This is a genomic window from Streptomyces sp. NBC_00620, from assembly GCF_026341825.1.
In the GTDB taxonomy this organism is placed as follows: Bacteria; Actinomycetota; Actinomycetes; order Streptomycetales; family Streptomycetaceae; genus Streptomyces.
Genome location: NZ_JAPENY010000002.1, coordinates 1,801,418 through 1,818,885, shown reverse-complemented (window position 1 = coordinate 1,818,885; position 17,468 = coordinate 1,801,418). Strand labels below are relative to the sequence as shown.

Annotated in this window: 13 protein-coding genes; 11 read left to right on the top strand and 2 right to left on the bottom strand. The window is 71.4% G+C overall.

Annotation, left to right across the window (positions count from 1 at the left end; all coding sequences use genetic code 11):
* Positions 1-3 precede the first annotated feature (3 nt).
* From OG246_RS27465 to OG246_RS27420, 10 genes are all read left to right on the top strand, one after another.
* Positions 4-375, top strand: a complete 372-nt coding sequence (locus tag OG246_RS27465) for a hypothetical protein (RefSeq protein ID WP_266469205.1) — start codon at positions 4-6, stop codon at positions 373-375.
* Complete coding sequence (locus OG246_RS27460) at positions 368-1,507, top strand: hypothetical protein (protein WP_266469202.1); 1,140 nt, start codon at positions 368-370, stop codon at positions 1,505-1,507. Before OG246_RS27465 ends, OG246_RS27460 begins: the two co-directional genes overlap by 8 nt.
* Before the next feature lie 52 nt (positions 1,508-1,559).
* A complete protein-coding gene (locus OG246_RS27455; RefSeq protein ID WP_266469200.1) occupies positions 1,560-2,090 on the top strand; it encodes a phage baseplate assembly protein V in 531 nt (176 codons plus the stop codon).
* 20 nt (positions 2,091-2,110) lie between these two features.
* Entirely contained in the window at positions 2,111-2,470 is a 360-nt protein-coding gene (locus tag OG246_RS27450; RefSeq protein WP_266469198.1) for a hypothetical protein, read from the top strand.
* Positions 2,467-2,853 (top strand): GPW/gp25 family protein, encoded by a 387-nt coding sequence (locus tag OG246_RS27445; RefSeq protein WP_266469196.1) that lies wholly within the window; start codon positions 2,467-2,469, stop codon positions 2,851-2,853. Before OG246_RS27450 ends, OG246_RS27445 begins: the two co-directional genes overlap by 4 nt.
* On the top strand, positions 2,850-5,993 hold the full coding sequence (locus tag OG246_RS27440) for a putative baseplate assembly protein (RefSeq protein ID WP_266469194.1): 3,144 nt from the start codon (positions 2,850-2,852) through the stop codon (positions 5,991-5,993). The genes OG246_RS27445 and OG246_RS27440 overlap by 4 nt, the downstream gene beginning before the upstream one ends.
* The gene (locus OG246_RS27435; RefSeq protein ID WP_266469191.1) at positions 5,990-9,808 is read left to right on the top strand and encodes a putative baseplate assembly protein; all 3,819 of its coding nucleotides are present in this window, start codon (positions 5,990-5,992) and stop codon (positions 9,806-9,808) included. The genes OG246_RS27440 and OG246_RS27435 overlap by 4 nt, the downstream gene beginning before the upstream one ends.
* The gene (locus OG246_RS27430) at positions 9,808-11,949 is read left to right on the top strand and encodes a hypothetical protein (protein ID WP_266469190.1); all 2,142 of its coding nucleotides are present in this window, start codon (positions 9,808-9,810) and stop codon (positions 11,947-11,949) included. Before OG246_RS27435 ends, OG246_RS27430 begins: the two co-directional genes overlap by 1 nt.
* A gap of 72 nt (positions 11,950-12,021) precedes the next feature.
* Entirely contained in the window at positions 12,022-13,581 is a 1,560-nt protein-coding gene (locus OG246_RS27425) for a DUF6519 domain-containing protein (protein ID WP_266469188.1), read from the top strand.
* Positions 13,581-14,468, top strand: coding sequence for a peptidoglycan-binding protein (locus OG246_RS27420; protein WP_266469186.1), 888 nt, complete (start codon positions 13,581-13,583; stop codon positions 14,466-14,468). The genes OG246_RS27425 and OG246_RS27420 overlap by 1 nt, the downstream gene beginning before the upstream one ends.
* A 51-nt stretch (positions 14,469-14,519) precedes the next feature.
* Here OG246_RS27420 and OG246_RS27415 read toward each other — a convergent pair whose 3' ends face one another.
* Positions 14,520-15,761: a helix-turn-helix transcriptional regulator gene (locus OG246_RS27415; RefSeq protein ID WP_266469184.1), complete on the bottom strand. Its 1,242-nt coding sequence runs from the start codon at positions 15,759-15,761 to the stop codon at positions 14,520-14,522.
* A gap of 122 nt (positions 15,762-15,883) precedes the next feature.
* Positions 15,884-16,045, bottom strand: coding sequence for a hypothetical protein (locus OG246_RS27410; protein ID WP_266469183.1), 162 nt, complete (start codon positions 16,043-16,045; stop codon positions 15,884-15,886).
* 214 nt (positions 16,046-16,259) lie between these two features.
* Here OG246_RS27410 and OG246_RS27405 point away from each other — a divergent pair, with 214 nt between their 5' ends.
* Positions 16,260-17,441, top strand: coding sequence for an NADP-dependent malic enzyme (locus OG246_RS27405; protein WP_323178333.1), 1,182 nt, complete (start codon positions 16,260-16,262; stop codon positions 17,439-17,441).
* The last annotated feature ends 27 nt before the right edge of the window (positions 17,442-17,468 follow it).

Genomic DNA, 17,468 nt, shown 5'->3' with positions numbered 1-17,468 from the left:
ACCATGGCCGGCACGGAACCGTACGAGAACGCCCTGGACGCGATACCCGGCGCCCACCCCTACCCCCGCTCCAGCCGCTACCACGATGCCGAGATAGGCGTGCACCGGCAGCCGGACGGGACCGAAGTCCGTTACGCCAAGCGCCGGTTGCTGCCTCCGGTCGCGGACGACGCCGAGGACACGCAGGCGCACACCGTCAGCACCGGTGAGCGCCCCGACCTCCTGGGGCAGCGCTACTTCGGCGACCCCGCCCAGTGGTGGCAGATCGCCGACGCCAACCCCGTCCTCGACCCGCGCGAGCTGACCGCCGAGCCGGGCAGCGAGATCGACATCCCGCGCGCCGGCTCCTTCCCGCGGGGGGACCGGCGTGTCTGAACTGCCCGTGGGCCAGGGCCCTGTCCACATCACCCTCTCCATGGGGCCGCAGCTGGCCCGCCCGGTCCCCGCCGAGGTGGCAGAGGCGCTCCTGTCGGCGCAGATCACCGCGACGGCGGGCGAGCGGAGCGGGTTCCAGCTCGCCTTCGACCTGACCAAGAACGGGCTCATCAACCGGGCGCTGCTTCCGGAGGGGTTCTTCGATCCGAAGACCCGCATCATCGTCACCGTCACGGTCAAGGGCACTCCGGAGGTCCTCTTCGACGGGCTGATCGTTCGCCAGGAAGTGGGCACCAGCAACCAGCCCGGTCACTCCACGCTGACCATCACCGGCGAGGACCTGACGCTGCTCATGGACCTGGAGGAGCGCACGGACCGGTATCCCAACCTGCCGCCGTCCGACCGCGTGCTCGCGATCCTGCGCCGCTACGCGGACTTCGGCATCCGGCCGGACGTGTACCGGGAGAAGATCGCCCAGCCGCCGCACGAGAACCTGCGCGTCCACTACCAGACCGGCACCGATCTGAGTTACGTGAACGAGCTGGCCCGCGCCAACGGCTACACCTTCTACCTTGAGCCGGGCCCCAACCCCGGCCAGTCGTCGGCCCGTTGGGGCCCCGAGGTCCGCCTCGGGATCCGCCAGCACGCCCTGAACGTCAACATGGACGCCAATTCCACGGTCGACCAGCTGACGTTCGCGTACGACGGAACGGCCCGCGAGGAGCCGCAGGCACGCTGGCAGGACCCGGGGACCCGGCAGTCCACCCTGCTCCCCCAGCCGCTCATCAGCCCCTTGCGCCCCCCGCTCGGCAGGCGGCCGACGCCCGCGCTCAAGCGCAAGACGCTCTCCGGTACCGCCAAGCAGCAGCGCGAGGCGGCCGAGGCCGAGCTGCTCGCGCGCGCCGCCGTGTCCGCCGACGTCATCTCCGGTTCGGGGTCGCTCGACGTCAACCGGCACGGCTACCTCCTGCAGCCGCGCCAGCTGGTCGGCGTGCGCGGTTCGGGACGGGCGTACGACGGCGACTACTACGTGAAGTCCGTGACGCACAACCTGCGGCCGGGCTCCTTCCAGCAGAACTTCACGCTCTCCAGAGAAGGGCTCGAAGCGCGCAGCGCCTACGTCCGGCCATGACGCGCAACAGGCCGACAGCAGCCAACACCCCACGATCCAGGAGCAGTTCAGCATGGCGGCACCCAGTAATCGCTACCTCGGCAAGTTCCGCGGCCGGGTCATCGACAACAACGACCCGCTGCACATCGGCCGGGTCACCGTCGAGTGCCCTGACGTCCTGGGTGATGAACCGTCGACGTGGGCGCTGCCCTGCCTGCCCTTCACCGGGCCGCAGGCGGGCCAGTTCGTGGTGCCGCCGCCCGGCGCGGGTGTGTGGGTCGAGTTCGAGCAGGGTGATCCGAGTTTCCCGGTGTGGACGGGGTGCTGGTACGGGACGGAGGCCGAGCTGCCGCCGGACGCGCGAGCCGCGGTGCAGCAGAACTCGCCGAACAAACCGGTCGTCGTCCAGACGCCGGGGGACCACAAGATCGTGATGAACGACGCGCCCGAGCAGGGGATTCTCCTCCAGGCGCAGGGCGGCGCGTACATCCGCATCACCAAGGAAGCCGTGGTCATCGCGACCGGCGAAGGCGCCGAGGTCATCCTGCGCGGCAAGGAAGTGACCATCAACAAGGGCCAGTTGACGATGGCCGCGAAGCGATAGAAGACGGGGGATCATCCAGCATGTCCGGGACATCCGGGAATCTACTCACCACCGGCGGCGGCTCCGGTGCCGCGATCAGCTGCCCGCACGGCGGCCGCGCCACCTCGACGACCGGCGCTTCGGACCGGGCCGTGCTCGTGAACGGCGCGCCCGTGGCGACGGCCACCCACAACTACGTCGTGACCGGCTGCCCCCACACGGTCGGTGGCGTACCCGAGCCGTGTGTCGCCGTCCGCTGGACCGCGGACTCCTCCGGCATCACGGTCGACGGCGCGCCGGTGCTGCTCGACACCTCCGCGGCCCAGTGCGTCACAGCGGCGTTCGTGCCGCAGGGCCCGCCGTTCGTCCAGCCCGCGCAGCGAGAGGTGACCGTCCGATGAGCCCACGCACCCGCATCCGCAGTGATCTCGCCTTTCCGTTCCGGGTCGACCGGCGGGGGCGCAGCGCGCACGCCGACCAGGACGAGCATGTCCGCGACCTGATCGAGCAGTTGCTGTTCACCAGCCCCGGCGAGCGCGTGATGCGCCCCGACTTCGGCTGCGGCCTCCTCGACCTGGTCTTCACGCCCAACAGCCCCGAGCTGGCGAGTGCGTTGGAGCTCTCGGTGCAGGCGGCTCTGCAGCGCTGGCTCGGTGATCTCATCGAGGTGGCGGCCCTGGACGTGGTGAGCGAGGAGAACGTCGTCCGCGTGTATCTGTCGTACGCCGTGCGCGCCACCGGGAGCCGTCGTGACGACGTCTTCGAAGGGAGGGCCGAGGCGTGACCGGTTCCGTGTCCGCCCGACGGACCAAGGTAAGAGCGGCGCAGCTCAACGGAGTTGACGCCGTGGAGGTGAACGACGAGGGGCTCCTGCTCACCGTCACCTTCCTCGGCAAGGCCCCGCACGGCCTCGGCGCGCAGAACGTACGGATCGACGGCGGCCGCCGGATCGCGGGCATCGAGGCCGTCGACGTGAGCGTGGAGCGCGAGGAGGACCCCGAGCTCGACGACCGGCTGTACGTCACCCTCGACAAGCCCGGCGACACCTCCCGCTACCGGATCTCCCTCGTCGAGACCGACCCGTACGGGCGGCCCGGAACGGAGCCCTTCCGCGGCTTCGACCAGCGCTACCACAGCGCGACGTTCGCCTTCCGGCCCGACTGTCCGACGCCCTTCGACTGCGCGGACGAGGTGGTGGAGGAACCCGTCTTCCCGCTGACGCCGGTCGTCGACTACACGGCCCGCGATTACGACACCATCCGCAAGCTCCTCCTGGACCGGCTGGCCCTCACCACGCCCGACTGGATCGAGCGCAACCCGGCCGACCTGGGCATGACGCTCGTCGAGCTGCTCGCCTACACCGGCGACCAGATCAGCTACCAGCAGGACGCGGTCGCCACGGAGGCGTACCTCGACACCGCGCGCCGCCGGGTCTCCGTACGCCGTCATATCCGGCTCATCGACTATGCGATGCACGACGGCTGCACCGCGCGGGCGTACGTGACGGTGGAGACGGCCGGTGAACACACGCTGCCCGCAGGCACGTTCCGCTTCGCCTCCGTGGACATACGCGCCGTCGATCCGCACGACCGCCCGGCGCCCGGGACGGTGGTCGACGACCGGGACCTCGCCGACCTGGCCGAGCGCGGCGGCGTCGAGGTGTTCGAGCCGGTCGCGGCCGGAGATCCCCTCGAACTGCGCGCCGCGCACAACTCCATACGGCTGTGGACCTGGGGCGGCGACGTGTGCTCGCTGCCGAAGGGAGCCACAGCGGTCACCCTGCGCGACGAGTGGCGGGACGCGGAGACCTGCGAGGGTCGCCAACTCGGCCTGCGCGCCGGTGACTTGCTCGTCCTGGAGGAGGTGAAGGGACCTCGTACCGGAACTCCGGGCGACGCCGACCCCTCCCACCGGCAGGCGGTGCGCCTCACGTCCGTCACGCCAGGCGTCGACCGCATCGAGGACCAGCCTGTCCTGGAGGTCACCTGGGACGCCGAGGACGCGCTGCGTTTCCCGCTCTGCCTGGCCACGCGCGGCGGACGCGACTGCGCGCCGGTCGAGGACGTCAGTGTGGCGCGCGGCAACGTGGTCCTCGTCGACCACGGCCGTACCGTCCACTGGTGCGGCAGCACCCTGCCGGAGACCGTGACCGTGCCGCCGGCGCCCGCCGTCGTGGTCCCCTGCGACCCTCCGGCCTTCGGCTGCTGGGATCCCGACGAGGGCAACGCGACCGCGAAGCTCATCAACTCCCTGACGGACAAGGCGGGGTGCGGCGAGGCGCTCACCGCCGACGACGTCCGCGAGCTGTTCGACGTGGTGGGCGAGGACGCGACCGTACGTGCCGGGCTCGGCCTCGAACTGGCGGGCCAGCGGCGGGAGCGCGTCGTGCCGGGCACCGCGTACGCACAGGCGGCGGCCCTGCGCACACTGCTCGCGCAGTCCGTCTACCCGGGCATCGCGCCGCGCTTCCGTCCGCTGCTCGGCCGCTCGCCCGTGGTGCAGGCCGTGCCGTTCCCCGACCCGGGGGCCGTTTCGGCGGGTCAGGCCGAGCGGATCGGCGCCATCCCGGGCCGGGTGAAGCAGCGTCTGGTGGAGCTGTGGCGCAGCGCCCGCGACCGCGACGGGCTCGGTGACGAGGAGATCGCCGAACTGGCCGTGGTCTACGGCCTGAAGGTCCTGGAGCGGTTCGAACTGCGACTGCACCCGGTCCGCGCCCTGCGCGAACTCCTCTACCGCAGCGACCAGTTGCTCGACTCCAAGCTGCGCCGGATCGAGGTGCTGACCGCGCGCGCCCGCGCCGGAACGGTTCTCGACGGCCACATCGCCTGGGAGATCGCGCACAGTTGGGGCCCGGCGTACGCGGAGGGCATCCACCCCGAGGAGCCGGTCCTGCGGGGTTCCGCCTCGGCCGGGCTCGCGCAGGACGCACGCCGCGCCCTTCCCGCCGTACGCCTCCACGAGGGCGAGCTGCGCTGGAGTCCGCGCCGCGACCTGCTCGAAAGCGGGCCCCGCGACCGGCACTTCGTGGGTGAGCTGGAGGACGACGGGCGGCTCGCGCTGCGGTTCGGCGACGGACGGCACGGCGCGAGGCCGACCCCCGGCGCCCGCCTGGAACTCCACTACAGGCTGGGCGGCGGCCTCGCGGGCAACGTGGGCGCCGAGGCCATCAACCACCTGGTGCTGTGCCGCGACGACGATGGCGGCGACGTGCAGGTGGCCGGGGTACCGGTGGCCGGGGTGCGCAATCCGCTCCCAGCCGTCGGTGGCACCGAGCCCGAACCCATCGACCAGGTACGCCAGTTGGCGCCGCTGGACCTGCGCCGCACCCGGCTGCGTGCCGTGACCGCCGACGACTACGCCGCTCTCGCCTCGGCCCTGCCCGGGGTGCAGCGGGCGGCGGCGGAGCTGCGCTGGACGGGCAGCGTCCAGGAGGCGCACATCGCGATCGACGCGCACGGCACCGGCGCCCCGGCGCCCGCGCTGCTCGACGCGGTGGCCCAGTCCCTGGAGGCCTACCGGCGCATCGGCCACGACGTGGTGGTGAGGCCCGCGCAGCTGACGCCGCTCGACATCGCGCTGACGGTGTGCGCACAGCCCGGACACCAGCAGGGGCAGATCCTGGCCGAGCTGTACCGCGTACTCGGCCACGGCCGGCTCGCGGGAGGGCGGCTCGGCTTCTTCCACCCCGACGCGCTGACGTTCGGCGAGCCGGTCAGGCTCAGCCGCCTGGTCGCTGTCGCGGCGGCCGTCCAGGGCGTGGAGAGCGTTCAAGTCACCCGTCTGCGGCGGCTGTTCGAAGAGGACCGAGGAGAGAGGGAGGACGGCGTGCTGCGGCTCGGCCCGCTGGAGATCGCCATCTGCGACAACGACCCCGACCGGCCGGAGAACGGCCGACTGGCGATATCCCTTGGGGGTGCCCGATGACGAGCGACGAGCTCACCCCGGACTGCGGCTGCGGCTGTGCCGGGACCTGCGCGGGCGGTCACGACGAGCGGGTGGCGCCCGCCGCGCCGCACAACCCGCCGGGCCGCACCGCCCTCGACTACCGCGTCGGCGAGTACGGCTCCTTCCTGTCCGCCCTGCACGACCGACTGGCGTCCCCCGCCTACCCGGCGCTCGGCAGGCTGACCGTCCGCACCCCCGACGACCCGGCGCTCGGCCTCCTCGACGCGACCGCCGTCCTCGGTGACCTGCTGACCTTCCACTCCGAGCGGATCGCCGACGAGGCCTATCTGCGCACCGCGAACGAACACCGCTCGCTGGTGCTGCTCGGCCGCCTGGTCGGTCACCGGCCGCGTCCCGGTGTCGCCGCGAACACCCATCTCGCGTACACCCTCGACCGCGATCCACGGGCCGAGACCCTGCCCGTCGTCATCCCCCGTGGGGCGCGCAGCAACAGCGTCCCGGCGTCGGCCGACGAGGAGTCGCAGACGTTCGAGACCAGCCGGGACCTCACGGCCCGCTGGGACTGGAACGAACTCCGACTGCGCCGCAGGCGCCCCTCCCTGATCACCCCTCAGGACCTCACGCGCCGCTCGGAACTCTTCGTCGAGGGCACCGCGAACTCCCTGCAGACGGGAGACCAGCTGCTCTTCGTCTTCGGTGAACAGGCGGGCGGGGAAAGGCTGTTGCTTCCCGTCTCTCGCGTACGCATCGACCGCGACGACGAGATCACGGCGATCGGCCTGCCCCGGTCGGCCCCGCCGACCCTCAAGGAACTGCTCGACGAGGTGCGCCGCTGGACCACCGAGCCACCGGCTCCGGGTGTGCCGGGCGACGAGCCGCCCACGCCCGAGGTGCCCAACCCCCGGCCGGTGAGCCGTCTGATCGACGACTTCGACGACCAGGTGCTGACTCCGCTGCGGGACGGCCTGGACGGCGTGAAGTCGCCGGAGCAGCTGATGTCCGCTCTCACCGAGCCCCTCGCACGTCTCGCCGAGGCGCAGGCTTTGGCGACACCGTACGAGGATGTGGCCGACTGGTTCGCCCAGTTGGAGGCGATGCTGGCCGAACTCGCGGAACGAGCCGGGGAGCTGGCCCCGTCCCAACCGGAAGACCAGCAGGAGAACCCATCGGCCAGCCGGTCGAAGCAGGGCACCGCCACCGTCACCCCGCTCCCCCGCCCGGACGAAGCCGCGCTGGCGGCCCTCACCGCCCTCCTCCCCGCGCTGAGCGGCAAGGCTCCCGCACCCGGCACAGGCACCTTCGCCGCCACTCCGGGCGCGGACACGGCACGCCTGCTCAAGACCCTCGACCCGGCACTCGGGGCCCTCTACCCGGCGTGGCGGCAGGCGGCGGCGCCCACCGCGCCGAACCTCCTGCGCGAGCTGCTCGCCCTGCGCGCGAAGGCGACCCCGTTCGGCGCGACGGCCCCCTTGAAACCGGTCCAGGACGACCGCGGCCGGGTGATCCGCACCACCGACTGGCCGCTGACGGGCGCTGTCCTGACCAGCATGCGTGTGGTGTTCGACCCCGCGGGCAAGGTGCCTCAGGCGGCCGAGTTCCAGTACATCGAGGGCGGCAGCTCCGATCAGCGGGCGAGGACGCTCCCGGTCGCGCAGCCGGAGAGTTTCCCCCTGGGCCCCGGCCAGGTCGAGCTGTCCACCCGCAACAGCCAGGACCGCGAGCTGAACTGGCTCAGCCGCCGCCCCACCGACTCCCAGGAGCCCGGCGTCACCGCCCGCCTCCACTCGGGCCTGCCCGAGCGCACGCTCTTCGTGTCGCGCCCGGACGCGGAAGGGGTCGTCAACGTCGGCATATACAACGGCGCGGCCAGGGAGATCCCCCTCAGCCCCAACGTTCCGGTGCGCTTCACCCATGGCGAGTACGAAGTGACCCTTCGCTACACGGTCGGCACCACCGCCCCCACCGTGGAAGTCGTCATCGCCACGAGGCCGGCCCCCGCCGACCGCCAAGTGGTGCAGCTGGACACCGTGTACGACGGCATCACCGTCGGCAGCTGGGTCGCGATCGAGCGGCCCGCCAAGGGCGACGACGACGCACACCCCGGCGACAAGAAGTTCAAGCTCGTCACCACGAAGGTCACGGCCGTGCGCACAGCCGCGTACACCAACTACGGCATCACCGGCCGCGGCACCGAACTCGTCCTTGCCGACCCGTGGTTGGACGACAAGGACGTACTGCTCTCGCACATTCGCGACACCACCGTGCACGCGGCGGGTGAGCCGCTGCGCACGGCGGACGAACCGCTCGCCGAGGACGTGTACGGCAACGAACTCGAACTCGCCGAGCTGTACGACGGGTTGCGGCCCGGCCGCACCCTGATCGTCAGCGGACTGCGCGGCGACATCCCCGGCACCGTCGGCGTCGAGGCCACCGAGGTCGCGGTGATCGCGGCAGCCGAACCCTCGCTCGACCCCCAACTCCCGGGCGACCACGTCCACACGAAGCTGACGCTGACCGCCGATCTCGCACACCGCTACCGGCGCGAGACGGTGAAGATCCTCGGCAACGTGGTGGAGGCGACGCACGGCGAGGGCCGGGACGAGCCGATCGGCAGCGGCGACGCCGACCGCACGAACCAGACGTTCACCCTGTGGCAGTCGCCGCTCACCTGGATGGCGTCGGACACTCCGCTGGGCGCCACGCCCGTCCTGGAGGTCCGGGTCGACGGGCTGCTCTGGCACGCGGTCGACAGCCTCGCGGGGCGCGGGCCGCGCGACCGGGTCTACATCACGGGCACCACCGGCGACGGTCGTACGACGGTGACGTTCGGCGACGGTGTGCACGGCGCGCGCCTGTCCAGCGGTCACGAGAACGTACGCGCCCGCTACCGCTTCGGCACCGGCAAGGCGGCGAACGTGGCCGCGCAACGCGTCACACAGGCACTGACCCGGCCGCTCGGCGTCACCGCGGTGACCAATCCGCGCCCGGCGACGGGCGGCGCCGACGCGGACGGTCCCGCACTGACCAGGCGCACGGTCCCCCTGTCCGTGGCAGCCCTGGACCGCCTGGTGTCCGTGCCCGACTACGAGGACTTCGCGCGCTCCCGCGCCGGGATCGGCCGGGCCGCGGCGCGCGAACTCTTCGACGGGCGACGGCGTGTGCTGCACGTGACGGTCGCGGGCACGGATGATGTTCCGATCGCCGAAGACGCCGACGTACTGCGCGCCCTGCGTGGCTCGCTCACCGAGTACGGCGATCCCCGGCTGCCCGTCCGGGTGGACGTGCGCGAGCTCGTGCTGCTGCTGATAGCCGCGAAGGTGAAGCTCGCGGCCGACCACACCTGGGAGGTCGTCGAACCCCGCCTTCGAGGGGCCCTGTTGCGCCGACTCGGCTACGAGGGGCGGGAGTTGGGACACCCGGCCCGCCTCTCGGAGGTCCTGGCGACAGCGCATTCGGTACCGGGCGTCGACTACATGGACGTCGATGTCTTCACCGGGATCTCCGCGTCCGCCGTCGCGGGCGCCACCGCACAGGAGTTGACGCGCCTGCTCGGCACACCCGGCGAGCCTAGGTCCTCGGTCCCGGCGCGCGAGGCGACGTACGACGAGAAGATCCACACCGTGCGCGAGAAGGACGGCGAGACCCTGTCGGCGATCTGTGCCCGGCACGGCGTTCCGCTCGCCGAACTCCTGCGCCTCAACCCCGACATCACCGATACCCGGCGCCTCGTCAAGGGCCGTTCGGTGTTCGTCTTCCGCGGCATCCGCCCGGCGCAGCTCGCGCTGCTGACGCCGAAGGCCGCGGACACCCTGATTCTGACGGAGGTCAAGTGATGTCCAGGGAGCCGGACGGGCTCGCTCAACTGCTCCCCCAGTGGCACCGCCTCAGGGACACCGACGAGGGCGAGCCGCTGCGCGCCCTGCTTGCGGTGATGGCCGAGCAGATCGATGTCGTACGCAATGGGGTCGAGCAGAGTTATGAGGACCTGTTCGTGGAGACGGCGGCGCCCTGGGTGCTGCCGTACCTCGGCGACCTGGTCGGCTATCGGACGCTGCCCGGTTACGAACGGGTCCTCACCAACGGTCTGCGGGGCGGGAGTTCGGCCGCGCTGACGGAGGCGATCGCGCCGCGCCGCGATGTGGCCGCCACGGTCGCGAACCTGCGCCGCAAGGGCACGCTGCACCTGCTCGAAGAGCTCTGCGAGCAGGTTGCCGAGTGGCCGTCGCGGGCGGTCGAGCTGTCGCGGCTCGTCTCGCACCAGCAGCCGGTCAAGCTGTACGGGTCCGGGAGTGCGGGCCGTGAGCGACGCGGGCGGCTCGCCGATCTACGGGACGGCTCAGCGCTCGACCTGGCGGGCTCCGCCTTCGGGACGGTGGCCCGCTCGGTGGACGTCCGGAGCGCCAACTCCCGTCGTAGGCAAGGAGGTTCGACCCCGGCCGGAGTCGGCCTCTTCGTCTGGCGGCTGAAGGCGCATTCGCTGACGTCCTCCCCCGCGTACTGCATCGACCGGGCCCGCAACCTCTACACCTTCTCGATCCTCGGCAACGACAGCCCGCTGGTCACCAAGCCGGTCCCGGAGCCGTCGGCGACGCACATCGCGACGATCGACAACGTCCCGGCGTTCATCCGGCGCCGCCAACTGCACGACCGGCTCGCCGACTACTACGGACCCGGCAAGAGTTTCGTCATCCGCCGCGACGGCGAGGACAAGCCGGTGCCGCCGTCGGACATCGTGGTGGCCGACCTGTCGGACTGGCGCTACCGGCCGGGGCGCGGACAGGTCGCGGTCGATCCGGAGCTCGGGCGGATCGCGTTCGGGGCACGGTCGGCGCCCAGGCAGGGCGTCTGGGTGGACCACCACTACGCGTTCGGCGCCGACATGGGCGGCGGCGAGTACGCGCGGGACCGCACGGCGCGCCCGGACGCCGCGTTCTACCGGGTCGGTCCCGGGCAGACGTACCGGCAGATCATGGACGCGTACCGGGCCTGGCAGCACGACCGGCGGTCCGGGACCTGCGGGCCCGAGGGCGTCATCGAGATCACCCACAGCGGCGCGTACCAGGAGCAGTTGGACTTCGATCTCGACCCCGGCGACCGCCTCGAAGTACGTGCGGCGGAGGGCACCCGCCCGGTGATCCGCCTCCTCGACTGGTACAGCAACCGTCCGGACGCGCTCAACATCCGTGCCGTGTCCGAGGATTGCGAGCCGGGCGAGCGTCCGCGGATCGTCCTCGACGGACTGCTCGTCGCCGGACGCGGCATCAATGTGACGGGCCCGATGGGCGCGGTCGTCCTACGCCACTCGACGCTCGTGCCCGGCTGGTCCCTGGAGCCCGAGTGCGAGCCGCACTCCCCGCAGGAGCCGAGCTTCGTCCTGGAACGCACCACTGCGTGCCTGCAGATCGAGGACAGCATCCTCGGCACGATCGAGGTCATCGGCGACGAGGTGTCCGAGGAACCGCTCGACATCCACATCCGCGACAGCGTCCTGGACGCCACCGCGAGCGATCGCCCGGCCCTGTCCGCCCCGGACTGCCGGCACGCCCACGCCGTCCTGCACGCCCACCGCACCACGGTCATCGGCGAGGTGCACACGCACGCGGTGGAGATCGCGGAGGACTCCATCTTCACCGGCCGGCTCCACGTGGCGCGGCGCGGCATCGGGTGCATGCGCTTCTCGTACGTCCCGGCCGGCTCGCGTACGCCGCGCAGGTACCGCTGCCAGCCGGACCTGGCCGGTCGCGGCGAGGCCGCGCGCGTGCGGCCGCTGTTCACGTCCGAGCGCTACGGGACGCCCTGGTACGGGCAGTTGGCGGACCGCTGCGCCCAGGAGATCCGGCGCGGCGCGCAGGACGGCGCCGAGATGGGCGCCTTCCACGACCTGTACCGGCCGCAGCGCGAGGACAGCCTGCGGGCGCGGCTCGCGCAGTACACGCCCGCGGGCACGGACGCCGGGATCTTCTACGTGACCTGAGCCGATACGTGACCTGATCCGACCGCGACAACCGACTCACCCGCACACATCTGAACCAGGGGGACTCCCTTCATGCACGCCGATCTCTCCCGCTCCACGTTCCGTCCGGAGCGGCACTATTCCGCGGTCATCGCCCAGCAGGGCCGCGTCCAGCTCGACGCCGACGCCAATGAGCAGACCGCGATCGAACTCCACCGGGCGCGCACGCTCGCCGCCGACCTCATAGGCCGGCACGGCGGGCCGCGCGACGCCGCGGGCTTCCGCATCCAGTACGTGGGCGGCAAGCACGACATCGACACCCTCAACATCTACGGCGGCCGCTACTACGTCGACGGAATCCTGTGCGACGCGGACCGGCCCGCGCCCGGCGTGCCGGTGCCGGACGAGGACGCCGCGGACGATGACGCGGAGGCCGTGGTGCCGCCCGCGTTCTGGACGTACTGGGACCAGCCGGACGGCTTCCGTGACCCGGAGAAGCCGGGCGACCGGCTGCCTTCACCCGCCCAGGCTCCCTTCGTGGTCTATCTGTCGGTGTGGGAGCGCGCGGTCACCGCTGCGGAGGACCCGGCGCTGCGCGAGGTGGCGCTCGGCTCGGCGATGCCGGACACGGCGGCACGCTCGAAGGTGGTCTGGCAGGTCCTGCCGCTGACCCTCGCCGCGCTCGGCGTGGAGGAGGCCGACCCCACCAAGGAGCAGGTGAGCGCCAAGTTCACCCAGTGGGCGCGTGACCGGAGTGCCCCTTCCGCCAACCTCGCGGCCCGCGCCCAGCGGCCCGACCACGCGGACGAGGACCCGTGCCTGGTCAAGCCGGATGCCCGCTACCGCGGCCCGGAGAACCAGCTCTACCGGGTGGAGGTGCACGCCGGGGGACCGGTCGCCGACGCCACGTTCAAGTGGTCGCGCGAGAACGGCTCGGTCGTCTTCCCGGTCGACGAACTGGACGGCACCTGGGTGCAGTTGGCCTCGCTCGGCCAGGACGACAAGCTAGATCTCGACGTCGGCGACCAGGTGGAGTTCACCGACACCGCGTACGCCTCCCGCCTGGAGGCACTCCCCCTGCTGCGGGTCGAGGAGCTGGACCTGCCGGGCCGCCGGGTGCGGCTGTCCGCCGAACCGGAGCCCGGCGTCGGACGGCTGCCCCACCTGCACCCGTTCCTGCGCCGCTGGGACCACCAGGCGGGCCCCAAGCGCAAGGGCCGCACAGCCGGACTGCGGGACGGGGCGATCCGCGTCGAGGAGGGCGAATGGCTGCCCCTCGAGGACGGCGTCGAGGTGTACTTCGCCAAGGGCGGCAACTATCGCACCGGCGACCACTGGATCATCCCGGCCCGCACCGCGACCGGCAGCGTCGAGTGGCCCGTGAACGACGCGCGAAAGCCGCTGCTCCAGGCCCCCGCGGGCATCGCCCGGCACTTCGCGCCGCTGGCCCTGGTGAAGGGCGAGGACGCTCCCGTCGACCTGCGGCTCGCTTTCACCACGCTCGCGCACAGCATCCCGGCCGCGGACGAGGCCGCGCTCGCCGCGGAGGCGCTCGCGGCGGAGGAGGAATCCACGGCGGAGGCCGTCGACGCGCCCAATCCGCGCTCCCAGACCACGGCAGAGGCGGAAGCCGCAGCGGAAGGAGGCAAGTGATGGCCAAGCCGATGAGTGCGTCCAAACTGGTGGAGATCCTGCGCGCGGAGGGCGTGACGGTCCACGAGGTACGCAACTGGCGTACGCACAACCGCATTTCGAAGGGTCCGTGGGGCCCGATGAACGGCGTGATGATCCACCACACCGTCACCTCGGGCACCGACTCGTCCGTGTCCCTCTGCTACAACGGCTACTCGGCCCTGCCCGGCCCGCTGTGCCACGGCGTGATCGACAAGAAGGGCCACGTCCACCTGGTCGGCAACGGCCGCGCCAACCACGCGGGCCTCGGCGACGGCGACGTCCTGCGCGCCGTCGTCAACGAGACGAAGCTGCCGCCGGACAACGAGGCCGACACCGACGGCAACCGCCACTTCTACGGCTTCGAGTGCGTCAACCTCGGCAACGGCAAGGACCCTTGGCCCGAGGCGCAGAAGGAAGCCATCGAGAAGGTCTCGGCCGCGATCTGCCGCCACTACGGCTGGAGCGAGCGTTCCGTCATCGGCCACAAGGAGTGGCAGCCGGGCAAACAGGACCCGCGCGGTTTCACGATGGACGGTATGCGCTCCCGTATCGGGGACCGTCTGAAGGGCAGGCCGAGCGGTGGCTCGAGCCCCGACCCCAAGCCGCAGCCCAAGCCCTCGTACGAGCCGTTCCCCGGCGCCGGTTTCTTCCAGGTCGGCCGCCACGACCCGCTGATCACCGCCATGGGCAAGCGCCTGGTCGCCGAGGGCTGCGGCCGTTACGAGGATGGCCCGAGCCCCAACTGGACGGACGCGGACCGCAAGTCCTACACGGCCTGGCAGCACAAGCTGGGCTTCAAGGGCAAGGACGCGGACGGAATTCCGGGGAAGGTCAGTTGGGAGAAGCTGAAGGTACCGGCGTCGTAACGGCGGAGAGCGCGCGATCTGCCCGCCGGCAGGCGGGCAGACGGTCGCCGTTCACACACTTCCCGGAGACTCGGCCGGCGACGCGGGGGCCTCGGCCACTGCGCGCCACACCTCCGCGGCGAGATCGAGCATTCCCGCCTGCTGGACCTGCGCGGCGAGACTCCGCACCCGTGGCAGAGCGCCCTCGTTTCCGGCGGCGGCGTCGAGCAGCCCGCGGAGCACCTCGAGCCGGATGCGGTCACGGTAGGAAAGCAGCTCGAGGCCTTCCTCCGCGCGCCGGCACAACTCGCACGCCTCGCCCGTTTCGCCCTTCTGGAAAGCGAGTTGGGCCCGCAGAAACAGATACTCGTGATGGTGTCGAGGGGTGCCGGCCAGACCGAGAGCGGGCTCGACGGCCCGCAGACAGGCATCGGCCTCCTCGATCCGGGGAGGACCGGCCTGCAGTGCGAGAGACGCCGCCGCCAGCCGCAGTCGCATCCACAGCGTCAGGTCCTCGCGGCTGTCGAGTGCGGCCAGGGCCCGCTGGAGCTGCGCAGTGGCCTGCTCGTAGTGGCCGAGACGCGTTTGGACCGTCGCCGCGACCCAGAAGGACTCCGCGGCGAGCGCGCCTTCGGTACGCGGGAGCGAGTCGATCACGTCGGAACTCTGCCGGACCGCCTCCGCGAGGTTGCCCAGTTCGGCTTCGACCGAGGCCAACAGGAGCTTGCTGCGCAGCAGTTCGGTGGCAGGCACATGAAGGCGATGCCGTTCGCTCAGCTCGAGAGCCTCGCGTACCCCTTGCCTGGCCGACTCCGCGTCACCCAGGTTGCGGACCGTCCGAGCGAACCTGATCCGTGAATGCACCCTGAGCAGCGGGCGCTCCATGACGTCGCTGAGATCCCTCATCTCCTGGAGCACATCACGCTCGTCCTCGTAGTCGCCGAGCGCCCCGTGCAACCGCGCGAGCTGGGAGAGAGCCTGCCAGCGGGTCTGCGGGTCGACGTCCACGGCCTCGTCGAGGACGTTCTGGAGCATGGTTCGCATCTCGGCGTCACGCTCCTTGTCGAAGACCGTGAAGCTCGCGGCGAGGATGTCCGCCAGGTCGGAATCGGGCGGCACGTCGAACGACTCGGCCTGAACTCCCAGTCGGTCCACGAGGTACTCGATGGCTCGCTGCGTGGGCGGCCGAGCTCCGGACTCCAGCCTGGAGAGGTAGGCGGCGGACATTCCGGGGCCGGTGAGATCCGCCTGCGACTTGCCCAGTTGTCGCCTCAGCTGGCGCAAGCGTCGGCCGAATTCAGGCTGCTCCAGCATCCGCTGCCACCACCTCATGAAATCTTCGCACTTGTCCGGCCCGGAGGGTTGCCAACCCCTGGCAAACATTGCCGGAATAAGGCAACGATTGTACCAGGGGTAGCACCCTCACTCGGCCGGTGCTAGGGCCAGTCGATGTTGCCGTACGCGGACGCCGCCTCGACGACCACCGAGGAACCCTCCGCGGAGACCTGGCCGACCTCGGCACTACCGAGCTGAACAGCCACAAGGGCCAGAAGGACGGAAAGGCCGAAACCCGCCGCCACAGGCAGAACAGTCTTCACTTGTTCACTCTCTATCTCACGTCACTTTCAGGACCACACCACCCGCCGTCCCGCAGCGGGCACCCCCTGGGGTCACTGGTGCAGTGGAACGGTAATCGCAGGTCACGGCATCTGGCAAGCATTGACAACTTTCGGCAACTCCCCCTACCTTCAACGGCGACCCGCTGGGACCGCTGGCTCGATCCGGACGCCCGGCCACGACGAAAGGGCCCCGATGACGACCGAGCTGTCCCCCTCCGCAAAGCTGGAAGAACCGGTGCTGGCCTATCACCGCGCCGGAAAGATGGAGGTGTGCGCCACGGTGCCGCTGCGCGGCGCCGAAGACCTCTCACTCGCCTACACCCCGGGAGTGGCCCGGGTGTGCAGCGCGATCGCCGAGAACCCGGAGCTGGCGTACGAGTACACCTGGAAGTCCTCCTCGGTCGCCGTGGTCACCGACGGCACGGCCGTGCTCGGCCTCGGCGACATCGGGCCGGCCGCCTCGCTGCCCGTGATGGAGGGCAAGGCGATCCTGTTCAAGCAGCTCGCGGGCGTCAACGCGGTCCCGATCGCGCTGGACTGCACCGACCCGGACGAGATCGTGGAGACGGTGGCGAGGCTGGCCCCGGCCTTCGGCGGCATCAACCTCGAGGACATCTCCGCGCCGCGCTGCTTCGAGATCGAGCGCAAGCTCCAGGAACGCCTGGACATCCCGGTCTTCCACGACGACCAGCACGGCACGGCCGTCGTCACGCTCGCCGCGCTGTGGAACGCCGCCCGCGTCACCCACCGCGAACTGGCGGATCTGCGCGCCGTGGTGGCCGGGGCCGGCGCCTCCGGCATCGCGGTGGCCCGCATCCTGCTCGACGCGGGCATCGGCGACATCGTGGTCTGCGACAGCAAGGGGATCGTCCACGAAGGACGCGACGACCTCAACCCCGCCAAGCAGGCGCTGGCCCGCGACAGCAACCGTGCGGGCCTCACCGGCTCCATCGGGACCGCGATGCGCGGCGCGGACGTCTTCATCGGGCTCTCCGGCAGCCCGATGGCCGAGGAAGCCTTCCGGGGACTGGCCGCCGACGCGATCGTCTTCGCGCTCTCCAACCCCGACCCGGAGATCCTCCCGGACGCCGCGCGCCGCTACGCGTCCGTTGTCGGCACCGGCCGCTCGGACTTCCCCAACCAGGTCAACAACGTGCTGGCGTTCCCCGGCATCTTCGCCGGAGCACTCCAGGTGCGGGCCACCCGCATCACCGAGTCGATGAAGCTGGCCGCGGCCCGCGCGCTGGCCGACGTGGTCGCGGAGGAACTGACGCCCGACCGCGTCCTGCCCGACTCCTTCGACGCACGCGTGGCGCCGGCCGTCACCCGCGCGGTCGCGGACGCCGCCCGTCGCAGCGGTGTGGCCCGCGTCTGACCCGCGCCGCGCGCGACACAGCACCGA